We start from the raw sequence: 22,232 nt of genomic DNA, 5'->3' as shown, positions 1-22,232 counted from the left end.
CCGGACCCGACGTTGCGCAATGTTGGGGTTTCTGATCGCAAACGGCGCGAATTTAGCTATACCTGTAACTCCCCCGACGCAATAAATTCGGCCTTCCGACAGGAGTTACAGCATGAAGCTAGCCGTAATGATGAGCACCCTGTGCATTGCCACGCTGGGCGTGGTGGGTTGCTCCAGCAAAACCGTCGCACCCGACGAGTACTCAGGCTTCCTCAAGGACTACAGCCAGCTGAGGGAGGCCAAATCCCCGTCGGGGGCCGAAGTGATGCGCTGGATCGACCCGAACGTCGACATCGGCAAATTCACCAGCTTCTACGTCGAACCGACCCAGCTCTATCCCAAACCGCAACCCACCGTGAAGATTCCGCAGCAGACCCTCAACGGCATCACCAGCTATTACGATCAGGCGCTCAAGCGTGAACTGGGTAAATCCCTGCCACTGGCCTCAGGCCCAGGGCCCGGTGTGATTGTGGTACGTGCGGCGATCACCGCCGTGAGCAGCAAGACCGAAGGCCTGCATGCTTATGAGGTGATTCCGGTGGCATTGGTGGCGGCAGCGGTCAGCACCGCTAGCGGCATTCGCGATCAGGAAACCACGTTGGCGACCGAAGCGGTGTTCCTCGATGGCGGCACCAACAAGGTGGCGGCGCAGGTGGTGCGCAAAGGCACCGGCAAACCGCTGGAAAACGATTCGCAGGTGATGAAGGCCGATGACGTGAAAAGCGTGATCGATGGCTGGGCGGCGGATCTGCATCAGTCCTACCTCAAGCTCAAGGCCAAGTAAGACCGGCACGCCGGGTCGCCACGGAGGGCGATCCGATGTGTGCACGGCGTCAGAAGTTTGCGCGGGCCAGGCGGTTGTAATGGCTGAGCAAGCCGTCGTAACGGCGGGTCACGGCGTAGTAGTCCTCGCTCAAACGCTCGGGCTTGGCGTGGTTCTGCCAGTCGGCTTGCAGGGTGTTCAATGCTTCGAGATAGTTTTGCCCCGGCTCGCCGATGCGCAGCCACAGGTCCCGTGCGGCATCGGTCTTGTTCTGGAATCCACCCGTACGTGGTGCGAGGTAGGGTTCGCGACGGTTCCACGCCTGTTGCAGCTTTGCGGTGGTGTCGGCCAGCAATTTCGGAGTGAGGGTGCGGTTTTTCATCGCTTCGTCGAGCGCGTCGACGGTCTCCCGCGCCTGAATCATGTACGCCAGCAAATCCCAATGAATGTCCCTGCCCAGACGCGCTTCGATCAGTTTGAGCTGTTCGGCACGTTGCGTGGTGTCGATGGGCAGCAAGCTTTGCCGCAGAGCTGTCGAGGCGCCGATGTACTCCTGTGAAACGCGCTCGATCGCAGCCAGCTCTGCAGGGGAGGGTTGTTGCGACCCGGAGCTGAAGCTCGCCTCTCGGTAAAACCGCGTGGGTGCAATGGTGGTCGTGACGTGAGTCAATGCCTGGACATACTCGTTGGCCTGTCGCGCCAGTTCAGGCTGCCAGGCCAACAGTTCGAGTTTTTCCGTGAGGCCCTGACCGCAGACATCGCGCTGAATGTCTCGCACATTGAACGCGTCGCTGTCGTCGAAATCATTGAGGCTCTTCAACCAGCGCTGGTCGCGGGGCAAGGGCGGTTGAGGGTTCTTGTAGCGGTCGTAGGCCGCTCGCCATTGCACGTCGATCCGGTTGACGCAGGCGATCACCGGGCTCAGGGCGTTGGCCTGGGCGGTGACCGGGCCATCGCGCTCGTCCAGCCAGAGATCGAGCTGCAGGAAAGGGCGGGTCGCGCCCGTCAGCCCCATGATCACCAGCGCGAAGAAGATACCGACGCAAAACATCACTCTCGTGGTCATGGGCGTGCCTCCTTGCCGTACCACTGCTCAACGGTGGCCGGTGCGCTGCATTCGGCGGTAGTGGCCGGCAAGCGGCTGCACAGGCGTTCGGTCCAGGGTTGCAGGCCCTGATTGCGATTGACCGTGCCCTGGCTGGCGACCACTTTGAAAACGCCGAGAACGACCGCCAGCACCACGATCCCGAGGATTGTCACGCCGACTTTCAGGGCCGGCCCGCTTTCTTCCCAGGAAACCCGGGGCCTGGATTGCCAGCGCCGCACCAGTCCGAAGGTCGCCAGGGTTGCGACGTATACCACGCCGGCAATCGGGCCGAAAAACCAGCCGAGCCCGGCCACCATCAGCGCGGCGGGCAGCAGGTCCCGCAGCACGCCGAACGGCGGCGAGTCTTTGAGAGATCCGGGGCAAAGGCTTGCACTGAGCCGGTCATCCAGCCGCCATACACGATGAGCAACGTTGTGCACCAACCAATTGAGCCCGGCCACGATCACGCCAAACACCACGGTCGAGATCATGACGATATTGATCAACCCGCTGAGGCGCACGCCCAACGGAATGTAATGGGTGAACGCGCCGATCAGGCAGGCCAGCACAACGCCCACATACGTCGGCCAGTCATTGAAGCTCAGTTCCCAGCTTTGCCAGAAAAACGCCGTGCCGCCGGGCATCTGCGCGCAGACCTTGGGGTGATTGGCGTACAGCTCCGAACTCAACTTGCGGCATTGCGCCCAGTCGTCCTCGCGCAGGCGTCGGGCCAGTGCGCGACGGGCGCTGAACGAGCCGGTGCCCAGCAGCAGGCGGGCGGCGCGGTGTTCGGGGGTGACGGCGGGCTCCGTGGCCAGTTGTTGCTGGTGAGCCAGGAAAAGCGGCGCATTCTGGCGAGCCAGCAGGCGTTGCCATTCGCCGTCAGGGCAGGGATTTCCCGTGCAGCCGTGCCAGCCTTGACCGGCGCGCACCCGTTCGAAAATCTCGGGAGACCAGACCGGGGCATCCAGCAGTAAATGGCTGAGCATCCGGTTGAACCATTCCTGATGTTGCTGAATCGCCAACCAGTTGTGATCCGCGCAATGCTCGTAAGCCTGGAGAAATCCGTCGACGTCTTCCCGTTCAAGGGAATCACTCATCGGTTGCGTAATGCGCGCGCGTTGTTGATCCAGCAACAGGTCGATCGATATCTCGTCCAACTCGAGGCGTTGCCAGGCGCTGAACCAGAAGAAGGTCGGGATGGCCCAGTCCACCAGCGTCTGCGAAGTGTCAGGGTGTTCAATGCAATGGTGCAGCACCGTGTCTTCGAAGAAATGCGCGCAACCCTGTTCGAGGGTGACGGCATGGCGATGGTTCAGCTCTTCAACGCTGAGTCCATCCAGCGAACGGGTCGCGAGTTGCAGGGCATCGACCTCGACCACGCTCAGGCCACTCAGATCCCAGGATTCTTCAATACCCTGTTCTTGCTCTTCGTCCTGATTCTGCTCGTGATACTGCTGCCATTCCTTGTACGCCAGCGCCTGCTCATAGGCATCGCGCAGCCGCTGGAAACCCTCGGGGTCGTCGTCGGGGCGGGTCTGCTTGAGCAGGACGGCATATTGGCGTTTGATCGTGCGCACATCGGCGTCAGCCGACAGGCCAAGGACGGTCCAGCAACTCATTGCGATGACAACTCCATAAAAAACTACGACGCGATCCAGTGGTGGCATTGTGATGTTGCGCACCCTACCTGTTTCGCGTCGAAAAGTCCCCGTGTCTCGCTCAGTCGTCACCGGCCTTACGGAAATGCTGACGTGCTCGATTCGGGGCTTCAGTGTTTTTTGGCTTGCTCGCGTATGCGTTCTTCCTGCTCGCGCAGTTCCGGGGTGAACTCGGCGCCGAAATCTTCCGCGCTGAACACTTGGCGAATCTCGATTTCCGATTCAGTGCCCGGCATGGGATTCGGGCAGCGCTTGACCCACTCGATGGCTTCCTCTTTGGACTTGACGTCCCAGATCCAGTAACCGGCGATCAGCTCTTTGGTCTCGGCAAACGGGCCGTCGATCACGCTACGTTTTTCGCCACTGAAACGTACGCGGGCGCCTTTGCTGCTGGGGTGTAAACCGTCGGCTGAAACCAGGATGCCGGCCTTGGCCAATTCTTCGTTGTAGTTGCCCATGTCGGTCAGCAACTGTTCGCTGGGCATCACGCCGGCTTCGGAATCGTGGCTGGCTTTGACAATGATCATGAAGCGCATGGTGGTTACTCCGTGAAGTGTGGGGAGATTCACTGCTTAGTCGAAGAGGCCAGGCTTGAATCGACAGATAGATCAAAACATCAGCTCTGTGATTCACCGCTCATGCCCCTCAAAAATAGCATCCGAGACATAACTTTCAAATGGTTATTGAAACGCTGCTTAATATATTCAGATGATATAAAAAACTGTCACTTATGACAGTTGGGTAAATGCGTTGTCGAATATAGGTTGAACTCTCAACAGGAGAGTTTCGGTGTGCTGAAAATTTCCTGATGTTTAATGTTGAAACATCTATGCATTGGAGAAAGTCATGAGCACGGACAGATCGAAAGATGATACTGCGCAAACCGGGAACGTACTGTTTTCTTTATTGGAGGAGGCTATCGCAGCCTCCCGGTACCAGACTGCCGATATCACAGTAGCTCCGACAACGGGAAAGGAAGGTTCCGGCGAACCAGAGCCGCTTCGGACCGGAGAGAAAATGCTTACGGCACAAACCGGCGGCATTTACCCATTTCGCGGACAAATGTATTTCACATGGCGATCCTTGGATGCAGGGGTTCGATTTGAAACGATTGAATATAAGATTGAGAAGGGAAATAACAGCGGAGGAAACAATGCCAATGTTGTAGCTTTTGTCACTGGCGGGTCTATCGCCAGTGCGAGAACAGACAAAGGTATTCAAGATGGGCAATGGCATATCTTGGCCACCAATCTCGATGTCAACTGGTCCAGCACGATCGCTCTCATAGCGAGTTTCGTATTTGATAAAAGCTGGGCTGGTGATCCCACGGCTAGTGCAGTCGATAGTATTAACCCCTGACTTGGTGACGGCTTGAGTGGATGGGGAGCCGCCGATACTGATCACAGCATGCCACTGTTGGTTCAGTATCGGCATAGGCTGCAGACGTCATTTCGTGGTTAACTTCGGCCTCGAGATTCTCACCCATAACATTCAGAAGGACTCCGTTCATGGCTCAAGTCACGCTCAAAGGCAACCCGGTTCAAGTCAACGGCCAACTGCCACAAGCCGGTTCCAAGGCGCCAGCCTTTTCCCTGGTAGCCGGCAATCTGTCCGACGTCACCCTGAAAGACTTCGCCGGCAAGCGCAAAGTGCTGAACATCTTCCCAAGCGTCGACACCCCGACCTGCGCCACCTCCGTGCGCAAGTTCAACGCTCAGGCCAACGACATCAGCAACACCGTGGTGCTGTGCATCTCGGCTGACCTGCCGTTCGCCCAGGCTCGTTTTTGCGGCGCCGAAGGCCTGGAAAACGTACAAAACCTGTCGACCCTGCGCGGCACCGAGTTCCTCGAGAACTACGGCGTGGCCATCGCTGACGGCCCGCTGAAAGGCCTGACCGCCCGTGCGGTGGTTGTACTGGACGAAAACGACAATGTCCTGCACAGCGAACTGGTCAAGGAAATTGCCGAAGAGCCTAACTACGAAGCGGCGCTGTCCGTTCTCAAGTAAGCGCTTTTACAATTGTTAACGGCCTGGCTCTGTCCAGGCCGTTTTCATTTGTGTATCAGTGTTTTGCCTCACACCTTGAAACGTAAGTGGAAGGTAAATTGCCGGTAAAGCTGCTTTGCTAAATCCCGGCCAGTGCTTATCGTTCAGCCTCCCGTAAAAGAAGCCCACGCGCCCAATGGTTAATCACTCCATGCAATCCTCCTCCCGTAACTCCCGTCGCTGGCTGCTGAGCCTGCTTGTCCTGCTGGTCATTGCCGGTCTGTGCTGGAAATTCTGGCCCGCCGGTTCGGCCCACAAGGAGGGCGGCGAGAAGGCGCAGGCCGGCCATACCGGCCGTTCGGGGATGATGCGTCCGGGCTGCGGAGGGGCGGCGGGGCCGATTCCGGTACGCGTGGCGCCGGCGGTCACCGGGGACTTCCCGCTGTACTACAAGGCCCTGGGCACGGTGACGGCGCTCAACACCATCAATGTGCGCAGCCGGGTCGGCGGCGAACTGGTGAAGATTTATTTCGAGGAAGGGCAAATGGTCAAGGCCGGCGACCTGCTGGCGGAGATCGACCCGCGTCCGTACCAGAACGCCTTGCTCCAGGCTGAAGGCACCTTGCTGCAGAATCAGGCGCAGTTGAAAAACGCTCAGGTCGATGTCGAGCGCTATCGCGGCCTGTACAAGGAAGACAGCATCGCCAAGCAGACGCTGGACACCGCCGAAGCCCTGGTCGGCCAGTATCTCGGCACCGTGAAAACCAATCAGGCGGCGGTCAACGACGCCAAGCTCAATCTCGAATTCACCAAGATCCGTGCACCGATTGCCGGTCGCGTCGGCCTGCGTCAGCTCGACGTCGGCAACCTCGTGGCGGCCAACGACACGACCTCCCTGGCGGTCATCACCCAGACCCAACCGATCAGCGTGGCTTTCACCCTGCCGGAAAACAGCCTGGAAACCGTGCTCGCCCGCTACCGCAGCGGCGCCAAACTGCCGGCGGAGGCCTGGGATCGTGGCGACACCAAACTGCAGGCCACCGGTGTGCTGCAAAGCCTCGACAACCAGATCGACGTGACCACCGGTACCCTGAAATTCAAGGCGCGCTACGAGAACCGCGATCAGTCGCTGTTCCCCAACCAGTTCGTCAACGTTCACCTGCTGGCTGACACCTTGAAAGGTGTGGTGCTGGCTCCATCGGCCGCCATTCAGTTCGGCACCAATGGCACCTTCGTTTACGCGCTGGACGGCGACAAGAAAGTCACCATCCGCCAGTTGAAGATCGGTGCCAGCGACGGCGAAAACACGGTAGTCACCGAAGGTCTTGCCGCCGGCGACCGGGTGGTGCTGGAAGGCACCGACCGTCTGAAGGAAGGCAGTGAAGTGGAAGTGGTCAACGACAGCAAGGACGTGCCGACCACCCCGACCGAACACCTGCAAGGCAAGTCCGCCGCCACCGCGCCTGACGCCACCGTCACCGACAAGGCCAAGAAGGGCGCATGAACATTTCGCGTCTGTTCATCCTCCGCCCGGTCGCCACCACGCTGAGCATGCTGGCCATCGTGCTGGCCGGTCTGATCGCCTATCGCCTGCTGCCGGTTTCGGCCTTGCCGCAGGTCGATTACCCGACCATCCGGGTCATGACTTTGTATCCGGGCGCCAGCCCGGACGTCATGACCAGTGCCGTCACCGCGCCGCTGGAGCGTCAGTTCGGGCAGATGCCGGGCCTCACGCAAATGGCCTCGACCAGTTCCGGCGGCGCGTCGGTGCTGACCTTGCGGTTCAGCCTCGACATCAACATGGACGTCGCCGAACAGCAGGTGCAGGCCGCGATCAACGCCGCGACCAACCTGTTGCCGACCGACTTGCCGGCGCCGCCGGTGTACAACAAGGTCAACCCGGCGGACACCCCGGTGCTGACTTTGGCCATCACCTCGAAAACCATGCTGCTGCCCAAGCTCAATGATCTGGTCGACACGCGGATGGCGCAGAAGATTGCCCAGATCAGCGGTGTCGGCATGGTCAGCATTGCCGGCGGTCAGCGTCAGGCGGTACGGATCAAGGTCAACCCTGAGGCCCTCGCGGCCAACGGCCTGAACCTGTCGGACGTGCGCACGCTGATCAGTGCGTCCAACGTCAACCAACCCAAGGGCAACTTCGACGGCCCGACCCGGGTGTCGATGCTCGACGCCAACGACCAACTGACATCGCCCAAGGATTACGCCAATCTGATTCTGGCCTACGCCAACGGCGCGCCGCTGCGGCTCAAGGATGTCGCGCAGATTGTCGACGGCGCCGAGAACGAGCGTCTGGCGGCGTGGGCCAACCAGAATCAGGCCGTTCTGCTGAACATCCAGCGTCAACCGGGGGCCAACGTGATCGAGGTGGTCGACCGGATCAAGGCGCTGCTGCCGAGCATCACCGATAACCTGCCGGCCGGTCTCGACGTGGTCGTGCTGACCGACCGCACCCAGACCATCCGCGCTTCCGTCACCGACGTGCAACACGAATTGCTGATCGCCATCGCGCTGGTGGTGATGGTGACGTTCCTGTTCCTGCGGCGTGCCAGTGCGACCATCATTCCGTCGGTGGCCGTGCCGCTGTCGCTGATCGGTACGTTCGGCGTGATGTACCTCGCCGGCTTCTCGGTCAACAACCTGACGCTGATGGCACTGACCATCGCCACCGGTTTCGTGGTCGACGATGCGATCGTGATGCTGGAGAACATCGCGCGTTTCATCGAGGAGGGCGACAGTCCGATGCAGGCCGCGCTCAAGGGCGCGAAGCAGATCGGTTTCACCCTGATTTCCCTGACCCTGTCGCTGATCGCGGTACTGATTCCGCTGCTGTTCATGGCCGACGTGGTGGGGCGTTTGTTCCGCGAATTCGCCATCACCCTGGCGGTGGCGATCCTGATTTCCCTGGTGGTCTCGCTGACCCTGACGCCGATGATGTGCGCGCGTCTGCTCAAGCGTGAGCCGCAAGCCCATGAGCAGGGCCGTTTCTACCGCGCCAGCGGTGCGTTCATCGACTGGATGATCGCCGCTTACGGGCGCAAGTTGCAGTGGGTGCTCAAGCACCAGCCGCTGACCCTGCTGGTGGCCATCGGCACGCTGGCCCTCACCGTGTTCCTTTATTTGGTGGTGCCCAAGGGCTTCTTCCCGGTGCAGGACACCGGGGTGATCCAGGGCATTTCCGAAGCACCGCAGTCGATTTCTTTCGCGGCGATGGGCGAGCGTCAGCAGGCGCTGGCCAAGGTGATTCTGGAAGATCCGGCGGTGGAAAGCCTGTCGTCCTACATCGGCGTCGACGGTGACAACGCCACGCTCAACAGCGGCCGGCTGCTGATCAACCTCAAACCCCATGGCCAGCGTGATCTGACCGCTACCGAAGTGATTGCCCGCCTGCAACCGCAGTTGGACAAGCTTGTCGGCATCCGCCTGTTCATGCAGCCGGTGCAGGATTTGACCATCGAAGACCGCGTCAGCCGTACCCAGTATCAGTTCAGCATGTCGTCGCCGGATTCCGAATTGCTCAGTCAGTGGAGCGGCCGTCTGGTCGAGGCTCTGGCCCAGCGGCCGGAACTGACCGACGTCGCCAGCGACTTGCAGGACAAGGGTTTGCAGGTGTTCCTGGTGATCGACCGCGACGCCGCTTCACGGCTGGGCGTGTCGGTCTCGAATATCACCGATGCGCTGTATGACGCGTTCGGCCAGCGGCAGATTTCGACCATCTACACCCAGGCCAGCCAGTACCGCGTGGTGCTGCAGGCTCAGGCCGGAGAGAAGATCGGCCCGCAGGCGCTGGATCAGATTCACGTCAAGACCACCGATGGCGGGCAGGTGCGGTTGTCGAGTCTGGCCCACGTCGAGGAACGGCAGGCGCAACTGGCGATCACCCACATCGGCCAGTTCCCGGCGGTGATGATGTCATTCAACCTCGCACCGGGCGTGGCGCTGGGGCATGCGGTGGACATCATCGAGCAGGTGCAAAAGGACATCGGCATGCCGATCGGCGTGCAGACCCAGTTCCAGGGCGCCGCCGAAGCGTTCCAGGCGTCGTTGTCGAGCACCTTGCTGCTGATTCTGGCGGCGGTAGTGACCATGTACATCGTGCTCGGCGTGCTCTACGAGAGCTACATTCACCCGATCACCATTCTGTCGACCTTGCCGTCGGCGGCGGTCGGGGCCTTGCTGGCATTGCTGCTCAGTGGCAATGATCTGGGGATGATCGCGATCATCGGCATCATCCTGCTGATCGGTATCGTGAAGAAGAACGCGATCATGATGATCGACTTCGCCCTCGACGCCGAACGGACCCAGGGCATGGCGCCTGAGCAGGCGATCTATCAGGCGGCGCTGTTACGCTTCCGGCCGATTCTGATGACGACGCTGGCGGCGCTGTTCGGCGCGGTGCCGTTGATGCTGGCCACCGGTTCCGGCGCTGAATTGCGTCAACCGCTGGGTCTGGTGATGGTCGGCGGGTTGCTGGTGAGTCAGGTGCTGACGCTGTTCACCACCCCGGTGATCTACCTGTACTTCGATCGTCTCGGCCGGCGCTGGGGCCGTGCTCCTTCGGCCGTGGAGCCGGTGGAACAGTCATGAACCTGTCCGGTCCTTTCATCAAACGCCCCGTGGCAACCATGCTGCTTTCATTAGCGATCATGCTGCTGGGCGGTGTGAGCTTCGGCCTGCTGCCGGTGTCGCCGCTGCCGCAAATGGACTTTCCGGTGATCGTGGTGCAGGCGAGCCTGCCCGGCGCCAGTCCGGAAGTCATGGCGTCTACCGTGGCCACGCCGCTGGAGCGCTCGTTCGGCGCCATCGCCGGCGTCAACACCATGAGCAGCCGCTCCAGCCAGGGCTCGACCCGGGTGATTCTGCAATTCGACCTCGACCGCGATATCAACGGCGCGGCGCGGGAAGTGCAGGCGGCGATCAATGCCTCGCGCAACCTGCTGCCGAGCGGGATGCGCAGTATGCCGACCTATAAGAAGGTCAACCCGTCGCAGGCTCCGATCATGGTGCTGTCGCTGACCTCGGACGTGCTGGAGAAAGGTCAACTTTACGACCTGGCCTCGACCATCCTGTCCCAGAGCCTGTCCCAGGTGCAGGGCGTCGGTGAAGTGCAGATCGGCGGCAGCTCTTTGCCGGCGGTGCGCATTGAGCTCGAACCCCAGGCGCTGAACCAGTACGGCGTGGCGCTCGACGATGTGCGCAAGACCATCGCCGAAGCCAATGTGCGCCGGCCCAAGGGCTCGGTCGAAGACGACCAGCGGCTGTGGCAGATCCAGGCCAACGACCAGTTGGAGAAAGCCAAGGATTACGAATCGCTGATCATCCACTACAACGGCGGGGCGGCCCTGCGTCTGAAGGACGTGGCCAAGGTCAGCGACGGCGTCGAAGACCGCTACAACAGCGGTTTCTTCAACGATGACGCGGCGGTGTTGCTGGTGATCAACCGCCAGGCCGGCGCCAACATCATCGAGACGGTCAACGAGATCAAGGCGCAGCTGCCGGCGTTGCAGGCGGTGCTGCCGGCCAGCGTCAAACTGAACCTGGCGATGGACCGTTCGCCGGTGATCAAGGCCACCCTGCACGAAGCGGAAATGACCCTGCTGATCGCCGTGGCGCTGGTGATTCTGGTGGTGTTCCTGTTTCTCGGTAACTTCCGCGCGTCCCTGATTCCGACGTTGGCGGTGCCGGTGTCGCTGGTCGGCACCTTTGCGGTGATGTACCTCTACGGATTCTCGCTGAACAACCTGTCGCTGATGGCGCTGATTCTCGCCACCGGGCTGGTGGTGGACGACGCCATCGTGGTGCTGGAGAACATTTCCCGGCACATCGACGAAGGTGTCAAACCGATGAAGGCCGCGTACCTCGGGGCCAAGGAAGTCGGGTTTACCTTGCTGTCGATGAACGTCTCGCTGGTGGCGGTGTTCCTGTCGATCCTGTTCATGGGCGGGATCATCGAAAGCCTGTTCCGCGAGTTTTCCATCACCCTGGCCGCGTCCATTGTGGTGTCGCTGGTGGTTTCTCTGACGCTGACCCCGATGCTCTGCGCCCGCTGGCTCAAACCCCATACGCCGGGCGAGGAAAACCGCCTGCAACGCTGGAGCCGCCGCACCAACGACTGGATGGTCGGCAAATACGCCACCAGCCTCGATTGGGTGTTGCGTCATCGGCGCCTGACCTTGCTGAGCCTGATCATCACCGTCGGGGTGAACGTTGCCCTGTACGTGGTCGTGCCGAAAACCTTCATGCCGCAGCAGGACACCGGCCAGTTGATCGGTTTCGTGCGCGGTGACGACGGTCTGTCGTTCAGCGTGATGCAGCCGAAAATGGAAGTCTTCCGCCGCGCCGTGCTCAAGGACGAAGCGGTCGAGAGTGTGGCCGGGTTCATTGGTGGCACCAACGGCACCAACAACGCCTTCATGCTGGTGCGCCTGAAACCGATCAAGGAGCGCAATATCTCGGCGCAGAAAGTCATCGAGCGCCTGCGCAAGGAAATGCCCAAGGTGGCCGGTGCGCAGTTGATGCTGATGGCCGACCAGGACCTGCAATTTGGCGGCGGCCGCGAGCAGACCACTTCGCAGTACAGCTACATTCTGCAAAGCGGTGATCTGGGTGAGCTGCGCGAGTGGTACCCGAAAGTGGTCACCGCGCTGCGGGCCTTGCCCGAGCTGACCGCCATCGATGCACGCGAAGGCGCGGGTGCGCAGCAGGTGACATTGATCGTCGACCGCGATCAGGCCAAACGCCTGGGCGTGGACATGGAAATGGTCACAGCGGTGCTTAACAACGCCTACAGCCAGCGGCAGATCTCAACGATCTACGACAGCCTCAACCAGTATCAGGTGGTGATGGAGGTCAATCCGAAATACGCCCAGGACCCGGTGACGCTCAAGCAGGTCCAGGTGATCACCGCCGACGGCGCGCGGATTCCGCTGTCGACTTTCGCTCATTATGAAAACAGCCTGGAAGACGACCGGGTCAGCCACGAAGGCCAGTTTGCTTCCGAGAGCATTTCCTTCGACATGGCCGAAGGCGTGACGGTGGAGCAGGGCAGTGCCGCCATCGAACGGGCGATTGCCAAGCTCGGTCTGCCGGAAGACGTGATCGTGAAAATGGCCGGCACCGCCGATGCCTTCGCCGCTACCCAGAAGAGCCAGCCGTTCATGATCCTCGGTGCGCTGCTGGCGGTGTATCTGGTGCTGGGCGTGCTGTATGAAAGCTACATTCACCCGCTGACGATTCTGTCGACGCTGCCTTCGGCCGGGGTCGGTGCCTTGCTGTCGATCTATGTGCTGGGCGGCGAGTTCAGCCTGATCTCGCTGCTCGGATTGTTCCTGCTGATCGGCGTGGTGAAGAAGAACGCGATCCTGATGATCGACCTGGCGCTGCAACTGGAGCGTCATCAGGGCATGGCGCCGCTGGAGTCGATCCGCAGCGCCTGTCTGCAACGCTTGCGGCCGATCCTGATGACCACGCTGGCGGCGATCCTCGGCGCCTTGCCGTTGCTGCTCAGCCGGGCCGAAGGCGCGGAAATGCGCCAGCCGCTGGGCCTGACCATCATCGGCGGGCTGATTTTCAGCCAGGTGCTGACCCTTTACACCACGCCTGTGGTTTACCTCTATCTCGACAAGTTGCGCCATCGTTTCAACAAATGGCGTGGCGTGCGCACCGATGCCGCTCTGGAAACTCCGCTATGACTGACCGTTCGCTTATCAATCTGGCCACTGTCCGCGGCTCGCGCCTGCTGAGCCTGTCTCTGTGCGTGGCGATGCTCAGTGCCTGCGCCGTCGGCCCGGACTACCAGCGCCCGCAGACCGCCGAAATCGCCCAGTACAAGGAAGCCGAAGGCTGGCGTCAGGCCAACCCGAGCGATTCCCTGGCGCGCGGCGCGTGGTGGGAGCTGTATGGCGACCGTCAGCTCAACCAGCTGATCGAGAAACTCAACAGCTCCAACCAGACCGTCGCCCAGTCCGAGGCACAGTACCGTCAGGCCCGGGCCTTGGTGCGCAGCGCGCGCGGCGCGTTTTATCCGAGTATTGATCTGAGTGCCGGCAAGACCCGCTCCAGCCAGGGCACCGGCAGCAGCAGTTCAAGCCTGAGCAGTTCCTCCAGCGGTATTCGTGACACTTACAGTGCGCAACTGGGCGTGAGCTGGGAAGCCGATGTTTGGGGCAAATTGCGCCGTGGCCTGGAAGCCAATGAGGCCAGCGCTCAGGCGAGCTATGCCGATCTGGCGGCGATGCGTTTGAGCCAGCAATCCGAGCTGGTGCAGAACTACCTGCAATTGCGGGTGATCGATCAGCAGAAACGCCTCCTCGAATCGACAGTGGCCGCTTACGAGCGCTCGCTGAAAATGACCATGAACCAGTACAACGCCGGGGTTTCCGGGCGGGACGCGGTGGCGCAGGCGCAGACCCAGCTGAAAACCACTCAGGGTGATCTGGTGGACCTGATCTGGCAACGGGCGCAGTTCGAAAACGCCATCGCGGTACTGACCGGCCAGCCCCCCGCCGAATTCAACATTGCCGAATCCCAGGACATTCCCAAGCTCCCGCAGATTCCGCTGAGCCTGCCGTCGCAATTGCTCGAACGCCGCCCGGACATCGCCTCGGCCGAGCGCTCGGTGATCGCCGCCAACGCCAACATCGGCGTGGCCAAGGCCGCGTATTACCCCGACTTCAGCCTGAGCATGAGCGGCGGCTACAGCAGCAGTACCTCGCAGAACCTGATCAGCCTGCCGAACCGCTTCTGGTCGGTAGGGCCGAAAATGACCCTGCCGCTGTTTGACGGCGGCATCCGTTCTGCCGAAGTCGACCGCACCGAAGCCGTGTACGACCAGACCGTGGCCAAATACCGCCAGACCGTGCTCGACGGTTTCCGCGAGGTGGAAAACTATCTGGTGCAGTTGAAGGTGTACGAAGACGAAGCGGTCGTGCGCCAGGAAGCCCTCGATGCAGCACGGGATTCGTTGCGCCTGACCGAAAACCAGTACAAGGCCGGGGTGATTGCTTATCTCGATGTGGTGACGGTGCAGGCGACGGCTTTGAGCAACGAGCGCAGTGTGTTGAACGTGTTGCAGAGCCGTTTGATCGCCAGCGTGCAGTTGATTGCGGCGCTGGGCGGTGGTTGGGATGGGCAGTTGGAAACCACTCAGAACCCTTGAGGTAGCCTGATCGTTCCCACGTCGAAGCGTCCGCGTGGGAATGCAGCCCGGGACGCTCCGCGTCCCTTCCACGGCAGGACGCAGAGCGTCCGTTGAGGCATTCCCACGCAGAGCGTGGGAACGATCTGTTCTGTGTCCTGGCCACCGGACTAGAACCTTGTCAGACGATCAAACAAGCGTTTCATCGGCTTGATGGCCATTTGATTACTTTGTCAGTGAATTCTTCTGCGCAATCAGTACAATCGGCGCCTTTGGCCCCGCTGAGAACGGACGCAGTACGGCGGGGTGGTCACGAGAATTCCCATGCTCATCGGTAGCTACTCCTTCACGCTGGTTTTCATTTCGCTGTGTGTGGCGATCCTCGCTTCCTACACCGCGCTCGATCTCACCGGGCGCATTGCCACTGCCAAGGGCCGCGCCGTGCATTTATGGACGGCAGGCGGGGCGTTTGCCATGGGCATCGGCGTCTGGTCGATGCACTTCATTGGCATGCTGGCGTTCAAGCTGCCGATCAGCCTCGGTTACGACATTTCGATCACCGCGCTCTCATTGCTGATCGCCGTGTTGTCCTGCGGTTTTGCCCTGTGGCTGGTCAGTCAGCCGAAACTGCCGGCCTGGCAACTGGCCTTTGGCGCGTTGATCATGGGCGCCGGCATCAGCGCCATGCATTACACCGGCATGGCCGCGATGCGCATGCAGCCGGGCATCGACTACGATCCGACACTGTTCGGCGCTTCGCTGCTGATTGCCGTAGGGGCGTCGGCGGCTGCGCTGTGGATTGCCTTTCGCCTGCGTCAGCACTCGCCTTACGTGCGGCTGTTCCGTGCCGGGGCGGCGATTGTCATGGGCGTGGCGATTGTCGGCATGCACTACACCGGCATGGCGGCGGCGCGGTTTCCCGACGGCAGTTTCTGCGGTGCGGCACTCAGCGGCCTGAACGGCAACGGCCTCGACAATCTGGTGCTGATCACCACGCTGGCGGTGCTGGCCATCGCGCTGCTGACCTCGATTCTCGACGCGCGCCTGGAAGCCCGCACGGCTGATCTGGCCCATTCATTGACCGTGGCCAACCGCGAACTCACCCAACTGGCGCTGCACGACACCCTGACCGGCCTGCCGAACCGCATGTTGCTGGACGACCGGATCAATCAGGCGATGAAAAAGGTCAACGAGCAGGGCGGCTGTTTTGCTTTGATGTTCATCGATCTGGACGGCTTCAAACCGGTCAACGACGCTTTCGGTCACCACATGGGCGACCAGTTGCTGCGCGAAGTGGCGGTGCGTCTGCGCGAAGACTTGCGCAGCCTCGACACACTGGCGCGGATCGGCGGCGACGAATTTGTCCTGCTGGTGCGCCTGACCGAACCCAACGATGCACTGGGTCTGGCGGCGCGTCAGGTCGGCTTGATCGCCCGGTCGTTCCGGGTCGCCGAGCATGAGTTGCAGATTTCCGCCAGCGTCGGCATTGCCCTGTACCCCGGCAACGGGGAGAGCGCCCAGGAACTGCTGATGAACGCTGACGCCGCGATGTACCACGCCAAGGGCGGCGGCAAGAACGGCTACAGCTTCTTCGACGTTTCGATGAACAGCAACGCGCGCAAGCAACTGCAATTGCTGCAGGACTTGCGGGCGGCGCTGGAGCATGGCGAGTTCAGCCTGCATTACCAACCCAAATTCCATGCGGCCGACGGTCGTCCGGTCGGTGCCGAAGCCTTGTTGCGCTGGGAGCACCCGACCCAGGGCATGCTGATGCCGGACAAGTTCATCGATCTGGCGGAGAAGACCGGCCTGATCATTCCGATTGGCGAGTGGGTGCTCAATGAGGCCTGCCGGCAGATGCGCGAGTGGTACGTACTGGGCTACACCGACTGGCGAATTGCGGTGAACCTGTCGGCGTTGCAGTTCTGCCATGCAGGGCTGGTAAGCAGCGTGGCCNTTGGCCACCCACCATTTACCGGCCAACAGCCTGACCCTGGAAATCACCGAAACCACCGCCATGAGTGACGCCGATGCGAGCATGACGGTGTTGCAGGAACTGTCCGACATGGGCGTCGACCTGTCCATCGACGACTTCGGCACTGGCTACTCGAGTCTGATGTACCTCAAGCGTCTGCCGGCCAACGAGTTGAAAATCGATCGCGGTTTCGTCCGCGATCTGGAACACGACAGCGATGACGCGGCCATCGTCTCGGCGATCGTCGCCCTCGGTCAGGCGCTGGGGCTGCGCATCGTGGCTGAAGGCGTGGAAACCGATTCGCAGCAGGATTTCCTGACGCAACTGGGCTGCGATTCACTGCAAGGTTATCTGCTCGGTCATCCGATGCCGGCGGATCGCTTCCTGCAGGACATCGTGCGCGGCAAACCATTGGCGGTGAGCTGAGCCGCTAATCGCAGGTCATGCAAAACCCTGCAATGACGGTTATTCTTGCCCCGACTGTTACGTGTGCATCGGGGGAAAGGCCAGCATGGATAAAGTCATTGTGATCACCGGCGGTGGTCGTGGAATCGGCGCCGCCGCCGCGCTGTTGGCTGCTGAGCAAGGCTATCGGATCTGCATCAATTACCAGACCGACGAACAGGCCGCTCACCACGTGCTCGAACAGGTCCGCGAACGCGGCGCCACGGCCATCGCCGTGCGCGCCGACGTCAGTATCGAAGACGAAGTGATCGCGCTGTTCAACCGGGTGGACAGCGAACTGGGCCGCGTCACCGCCCTGGTGAACAACGCCGGCACCGTCGGGCACAAGTCGCGAGTCGACGAGATGTCCGAATTCCGCATCCTCAAAATCATGAAAACCAACGTGCTGGCGCCGATCCTCTGCGCCAAGCACGCGATCCTGCGCATGTCGCCCAAACACGGCGGGCAGGGTGGCAGCATCGTCAACGTCTCCTCGGTCGCCGCGCGGCTGGGCTCGCCGAATGAGTATGTCGATTACGCGGCGTCCAAAGGCGCGCTCGACACGTTCACCATCGGGCTGTCCAAGGAAGTGGCAGGCGAGGGGATTCGGGTCAACGCGGTGCGTCCGGGTTACATCTATACCGACTTCCACGCCTTGAGCGGCGACCCGGATCGGGTCAGCAAGCTGGAGTCGGCCATTCCGATGGCCCGGGGCGGACGGCCGGATGAGGTGGCGGAGGCGATTGTCTGGTTGCTGTCGGACAAGGCTTCGTATGCCACCGGGACTTTTGTCGATCTCGGCGGCGGGCGCTAAGCCTCCAATGATCGTTCCCACGCAGAGCGTGGGAACGATCATCGTGGTTGCATGGGAACGTCAGAACGACCGCACAATCCGCCCCAGCGTCTCCATCGCCTTCTCCGCATCCTCGGTCCACGGGCTGCCGTAGTTCAATCGAATGCAATTCCTGAAGCGCTGGGTCGGCGAAAAGATCGGCCCCGGCGCGATGCTGATCCCCTGCGCCAACGCCATCTGAAACAACTTCAACGAATCCATCTGCGGTGGCAGTTCCAGCCACAGAAAATAACCGCCGGCGGGTTGGCTCACGCGTGTCTGTGCCGGGAAGTAGCGGGCGATAGCCGCGAGCATGGCGCTTTGCTGTTCTTCCAGGGCGTAGCGCAGTTTGCGCAGGTGACGGTCGTAGCCGCCGTGTTGCAGGTAGTCGGCGATGGCGGCTTGCGCGGGCATCGAGGCGCACAGCGAGGTCATCAGTTTCAGTCGTTCGATCTTTTGCGCGTAGCGGCCGGCGGCGACCCAGCCGATGCGGTAGCCGGGAGCCAGGCTCTTGGCGAAGGAGCCGCAGTGCATCACCAGCCCTTCGGTGTCGAAGGCCTTGGCCGGTTTCGGCGCCTGCTGGCCGTAATAGAGTTCGGCGTAGACGTCGTCTTCGATCAATGGCACTTGATGCTGTTTCAGCAGTTCCACCAGTTCCTGTTTCTTGGCCTCGGGCATGGTCGCGCCCATCGGGTTCTGGAAACTGGTCATGCACCAGCAGGCCTTGATCGGGTGTCGTTCCAGTGTCTGGGCGAGCACGCCGAGGTCGATGCCGTCGCGCGGGTGCACGGGGATTTCCACGGCTTTGAGCTTCAGCCGTTCCAGTACTTGCAGGCTGGCGTAAAACGCCGGGGCTTCGATGGCCACCAGATCACCGGGCTCGGTCACGGCTTGCAGGCACAGGTTCAGCGCTTCGAGTGCGCCGTTGGTGATCAGCAGTTCTTCCATCGGCAGCATCAGGCCGCCGACCATGTAGCGCAGGGCGATCTGCCGCCGCAGTTGCGGGTTGCCCGGCGACATGTCGGTGACCACCATGCGCGGGTCCATCTCCCGGGCGGCGCTGGCCAGTGAGCGGGACAGGCGTTGCAGCGGGAACAGGGTCGGGCTGGGGAACGCCGAGCCGAACGGCACGGTGCTCGGGTCTTTGATCGATTCCAGTACCGAGAACACCAGTTCGCTGACGTCGACCTTGGTGGACTCGTTGACCTGACTGCTGATCACCGGCTCCGAGAACGGGCTCGGGGCGTGGGTATTGACGAAGTAGCCGGAGCGCGGGCGGGCGCGGATCAGGCCGCGACGTTCCAGCAGGTAATAGGCCTGGAACACCGTGGACGGGCTGACCCCGTAGGTCTGGCTCGCGTAGCGCACCGACGGCACCCGCTGACCGGGGCCGAGGACGCCGGAGCGGATCAGTTCAGCGATGTCGTCGGCGAATTTTTCGTAGCGTTTCATCTAGATCCTGCGTTCGGGGCGTTCTGGAAAATCGGCGCTGGTTTTTTCGCCAGCAGGCTGGCTCCCACAGGTACACATGATCATTGTGGGAGCGAGCCTGCTCGCGAATGGCTGCGCCGCAGTCTAAGGGATCAGCGATTCATCGGCGCAACAAACCGGCTCTTCGCCACGCTATAAATCCCCGGCTCATCACTGTCGGCAATCTTGAAGCTCAAGGTCTGTGAGCTGCTGGCCGGGCGCTCGGAGGTCATCGCCACCGACACCGGCACATCGACGATCTCGCCCGGCGCCAGGCTCAGTTCGGTCTTGCCTTGCAGCTGGAAGCCTTCACCGTCCACCAGCGTCAGGTTGTAATCCTGGCGCTGCTGGGTCTTGTTGATGACCTTGAGGGTGTAGATGTTTTCGATCTGGCCCTGGCCGTTTTCACGGAACAGGCCGCGATCCTTGGTCACGTCCAGCGACACCATCGGCCGTTCGACCAACGCCAGGGCGAGGGCGCCGATCATCACCACCAGCACCGCGACGTAGCCGATCAGCCTTGGACGCAGCAGATGGGTCTTGCCACCCTGCAATTCACGCTCGGAGGTGTAGCGAATCAGGCCACGGGCGTAATTCATCTTGTCCATGATCGAATCGCAGGCGTCGATGCACGCCGCGCAGCCGATGCATTCCATTTGCAGACCGTCGCGGATGTCGATGCCGGTCGGGCAGACCTGCACGCACAACTGGCAGTCGATGCAATCACCGAGGCCGGCCTCGGCCGGTTTGATCTCGCGTTTGCGCGGGCCCCGGTTTTCGCCACGGGCGGCGTCGTAGGAAATCGTCAGGGTGTCCTTGTCGAACATCACGCTCTGGAATCGCGCATACGGGCACATGTGCATGCACACCGCTTCACGCAGCCAGCCGGCATTGATGTAGGTGGCGGCGGTGAAGAACAGCACCCAGAACAGACTGACGCCGCCGATCTGCAGGGTCAGCAGTTCTTCGGCCAGCGGCCGGATCGGGGTGAAGTAGCCGACGAAGGTCAGGCCGGTCAGCACGCTGATTGCCAGCCACAGCGTGTGCTTGGCCGCACGCCGCGCCAGTTTGTTCAGGCTCCAGGGCGCTGCTTGCAGCTTGATGCGCTGGTTGCGCTCACCTTCGGTGATCTTCTCGCACCACATGAAGATCCACGTCCACGAACTCTGCGGACAGGTGTAGCCACACCAGACCCGGCCGGCGAACACGGTAATCGCGAACAGGCCAAACGCGGCGATGATCAGCAGCGCCGAGAGCAGAATGAAATCCTGCGGCCAGAAGGTCGCGCCAAAGATGTGGAACTTGCTTTCGGAAAGGTCCCAGAGCACCGCCTGACGTCCGCCCCAGTTCAGCCATACCGTGCCGAAGAACAGCAGAAACAGAAACCCCGCGCCGCTCATGCGCAAGGTGCGGAACAGGCCGGTGAAGCTGCGGGTGAAGATCTGGTTGTCGCTGGTGGCGTGTTTCGCCTTCATTGGGCGCGCCGGTACTTTTTTGATCCGGGGAGATGCTTCTACGGTTCGGACGGGGATTCGTTCGCTCATGGTCGTTCGCTCATCAGCCTCCATCAGGCCAGGGAACTATGAGCGCCGATCTGTTTGCATAACAGACTCAGGTATTTCAATAAAAAGCATATCAGATGGGCTGTTCTGCCACGCCTGCGACAACTTGAAGCAGCCCGCAGGCCAAAGCGCAGAGGCCTATCCCAGAGCTCTGCGCCGGTTGTTGATCGAGGTCAGTCAAATCACCGAATCACTGTCGTCGGCCTTCAGGTGTTTGCGCCCATCCCGGGCGCCTGCGACGGTCAATGCGTCCGCTTCGGCTTCAGTGACGTAGATGCGCCGTCCTTCCAACTCGACGAACGACATGGCTTTTTCGCTATCTGTCTTTACTTCCAGCGTGTCGCAGATCCGAATCTCTTCACCATTTTCCACGGTGAAAAAACAGACTTTCGATTCCGGATTGCTTTCATCGATACGAAGGGGCATGGGGCTGTCCTTTTTTCACAGGGGATCTCAACAGTTAGGGTGCGCGGTTTAGCAGATCGTTCTACGCAACCGATTAATGGTCGGCGCTGTCCATCCTTTATCAACTCATAACAAGGACTGGACGATGAACGCCTGGTGGCATGAAGTGTGGGAAACACTGCAAGCGGAATTCGCCGACATCGGCGATGCATCGCAGCTGACCCGGATCACCGTGCGCCTGTTGATGGCGGCCATCTTGGGCGGGATTCTCGGGTTTGAGCGCGAGCACAAGGGCAAGGCTGCCGGGGTGCGAACGCACATGCTGGTGGCTCTGGGCGCGGCGCTGTTTGTACTGGTGCCGCAATTGTCCGGGTCCCAGGCCGATGCCATGAGCCGGGTGGTGCAAGGGGTGATTGCCGGGATCGGCTTTCTCGGCGCCGGCACCATCCTCAAGAACCATGAAGGCGACGAAGGCCACGTCAAGGGCCTGACCACCGCCGCCGGTTTGTGGATGACCGCCGCCATCGGCGTCGCGGCCGGTCTGGGCCGTGAGGCGACGGCGGTGCTCAGTACGTTGCTCGCGTTGGGAATATTCAGTGTCATGCCGCGGATCGTCAGGGTCTTCGAAAAGGATCACATCGAGAAGGATCGCATCGAGAAAGACCACAACGACCTACGCTGATCAGACGATTACCGGCGGCATGGTCGTCGGCGGTTCTTCCTTGGGCGGTGGCGTGGTGCCAGGCGGCTCCTGTTCAGGGATCGGTTGCGGTTCGGTTTCGGGCAGGGTCGGTTTGTCGATGTTCGGATCGGGTGTTTCAGCGGGAATCGGAATAGTCATCGGGTGAACCTCCGTGTGGCACTTGGCGTGGGACGTGCTTAAGTGGATTG

Annotated in this window: 16 protein-coding genes and 1 pseudogene; 10 read left to right on the top strand and 7 right to left on the bottom strand. The window is 61.3% G+C overall.

The genetic code is table 11. The features are described 5' to 3' along the window. Positions 1 to 112 precede the first annotated feature (112 nt). Complete coding sequence (locus ACTJK9_RS00805; RefSeq protein WP_221399591.1) at positions 113 to 784, top strand: DUF3313 domain-containing protein; 672 nt, start codon at positions 113 to 115, stop codon at positions 782 to 784. Between the two features lie 49 nt (positions 785 to 833). Here ACTJK9_RS00805 and ACTJK9_RS00800 read toward each other — a convergent pair whose 3' ends face one another. From ACTJK9_RS00800 to ACTJK9_RS00790, 3 genes are all read right to left on the bottom strand, one after another. Continuing rightward, positions 834 to 1,829 (bottom strand): DUF3829 domain-containing protein, encoded by a 996-nt coding sequence (locus ACTJK9_RS00800; RefSeq protein WP_440811314.1) that lies wholly within the window; start codon positions 1,827 to 1,829, stop codon positions 834 to 836. Further along, on the bottom strand, positions 1,826 to 3,472 hold the full coding sequence (locus ACTJK9_RS00795) for a J domain-containing protein (RefSeq protein ID WP_440811312.1): 1,647 nt from the start codon (positions 3,470 to 3,472) through the stop codon (positions 1,826 to 1,828). The genes ACTJK9_RS00800 and ACTJK9_RS00795 overlap by 4 nt, the downstream gene beginning before the upstream one ends. Positions 3,473 to 3,621: 149 nt before the next feature. Next, positions 3,622 to 4,047 carry a YciI family protein gene (locus ACTJK9_RS00790; protein ID WP_064596264.1) on the bottom strand — a complete coding sequence of 142 codons (426 nt, stop codon included), beginning with the start codon at positions 4,045 to 4,047 and terminating at the stop codon, positions 3,622 to 3,624. 310 nt (positions 4,048 to 4,357) lie between these two features. Here ACTJK9_RS00790 and ACTJK9_RS00785 point away from each other — a divergent pair, with 310 nt between their 5' ends. The 8 genes and pseudogenes from ACTJK9_RS00785 (at position 4,358) to ACTJK9_RS00750 (ending at position 17,886) form a co-directional block, all read left to right on the top strand. Continuing rightward, complete coding sequence (locus ACTJK9_RS00785; RefSeq protein WP_085611730.1) at positions 4,358 to 4,870, top strand: hypothetical protein; 513 nt, start codon at positions 4,358 to 4,360, stop codon at positions 4,868 to 4,870. 149 nt (positions 4,871 to 5,019) lie between these two features. Then, the gene (tpx, locus tag ACTJK9_RS00780) at positions 5,020 to 5,520 is read left to right on the top strand and encodes a thiol peroxidase (RefSeq protein WP_011333939.1); all 501 of its coding nucleotides are present in this window, start codon (positions 5,020 to 5,022) and stop codon (positions 5,518 to 5,520) included. A 175-nt stretch (positions 5,521 to 5,695) separates the two neighbouring features. Then, entirely contained in the window at positions 5,696 to 7,003 is a 1,308-nt protein-coding gene (locus ACTJK9_RS00775; protein ID WP_440811309.1) for an MdtA/MuxA family multidrug efflux RND transporter periplasmic adaptor subunit, read from the top strand. Then, complete coding sequence (locus ACTJK9_RS00770; RefSeq protein ID WP_085611728.1) at positions 7,000 to 10,104, top strand: MdtB/MuxB family multidrug efflux RND transporter permease subunit; 3,105 nt, start codon at positions 7,000 to 7,002, stop codon at positions 10,102 to 10,104. Before ACTJK9_RS00775 ends, ACTJK9_RS00770 begins: the two co-directional genes overlap by 4 nt. Then, a complete protein-coding gene (locus tag ACTJK9_RS00765; RefSeq protein WP_440811306.1) occupies positions 10,101 to 13,208 on the top strand; it encodes an efflux RND transporter permease subunit in 3,108 nt (1,035 codons plus the stop codon). The genes ACTJK9_RS00770 and ACTJK9_RS00765 overlap by 4 nt, the downstream gene beginning before the upstream one ends. Continuing rightward, positions 13,205 to 14,674 (top strand): efflux transporter outer membrane subunit, encoded by a 1,470-nt coding sequence (locus ACTJK9_RS00760; protein ID WP_085611726.1) that lies wholly within the window; start codon positions 13,205 to 13,207, stop codon positions 14,672 to 14,674. The genes ACTJK9_RS00765 and ACTJK9_RS00760 overlap by 4 nt, the downstream gene beginning before the upstream one ends. A gap of 303 nt (positions 14,675 to 14,977) precedes the next feature. Beyond that, a pseudogene (locus ACTJK9_RS00755) lies at positions 14,978 to 17,054 on the top strand (putative bifunctional diguanylate cyclase/phosphodiesterase). 85 nt (positions 17,055 to 17,139) lie between these two features. Then, positions 17,140 to 17,886 (top strand): SDR family oxidoreductase, encoded by a 747-nt coding sequence (locus ACTJK9_RS00750; RefSeq protein ID WP_440811303.1) that lies wholly within the window; start codon positions 17,140 to 17,142, stop codon positions 17,884 to 17,886. 60 nt (positions 17,887 to 17,946) lie between these two features. On the opposite strand, the gene mapR is transcribed toward ACTJK9_RS00750, so the two are convergent. From mapR to ACTJK9_RS00735, 3 genes are all read right to left on the bottom strand, one after another. Next, the gene (gene mapR / locus ACTJK9_RS00745; protein ID WP_039772397.1) at positions 17,947 to 19,356 is read right to left on the bottom strand and encodes a GntR family transcriptional regulator MpaR; all 1,410 of its coding nucleotides are present in this window, start codon (positions 19,354 to 19,356) and stop codon (positions 17,947 to 17,949) included. Positions 19,357 to 19,487: 131 nt separating this feature from the next. Beyond that, positions 19,488 to 20,918 (bottom strand): cytochrome c oxidase accessory protein CcoG, encoded by a 1,431-nt coding sequence (gene ccoG / locus ACTJK9_RS00740; RefSeq protein WP_440811300.1) that lies wholly within the window; start codon positions 20,916 to 20,918, stop codon positions 19,488 to 19,490. Between the two features lie 195 nt (positions 20,919 to 21,113). Next, positions 21,114 to 21,362 carry a DUF3203 family protein gene (locus ACTJK9_RS00735; protein WP_440811298.1) on the bottom strand — a complete coding sequence of 83 codons (249 nt, stop codon included), beginning with the start codon at positions 21,360 to 21,362 and terminating at the stop codon, positions 21,114 to 21,116. 124 nt (positions 21,363 to 21,486) lie between these two features. Between ACTJK9_RS00735 and ACTJK9_RS00730 the strand changes: the two genes are divergently transcribed. Continuing rightward, entirely contained in the window at positions 21,487 to 22,023 is a 537-nt protein-coding gene (locus ACTJK9_RS00730) for an MgtC/SapB family protein (protein ID WP_039768121.1), read from the top strand. On the opposite strand, the gene ACTJK9_RS00725 is transcribed toward ACTJK9_RS00730, so the two are convergent. Then, positions 22,024 to 22,182 carry a hypothetical protein gene (locus tag ACTJK9_RS00725; protein ID WP_165369575.1) on the bottom strand — a complete coding sequence of 53 codons (159 nt, stop codon included), beginning with the start codon at positions 22,180 to 22,182 and terminating at the stop codon, positions 22,024 to 22,026. Positions 22,183 to 22,232 lie beyond the last annotated feature (50 nt).

This window comes from Pseudomonas sp. 22082 (assembly GCF_052046055.1).
Taxonomy (GTDB): domain Bacteria; phylum Pseudomonadota; class Gammaproteobacteria; order Pseudomonadales; family Pseudomonadaceae; genus Aquipseudomonas; species Aquipseudomonas pharyngis.
This window is presented reverse-complemented; position numbering and strand designations above follow the sequence as displayed.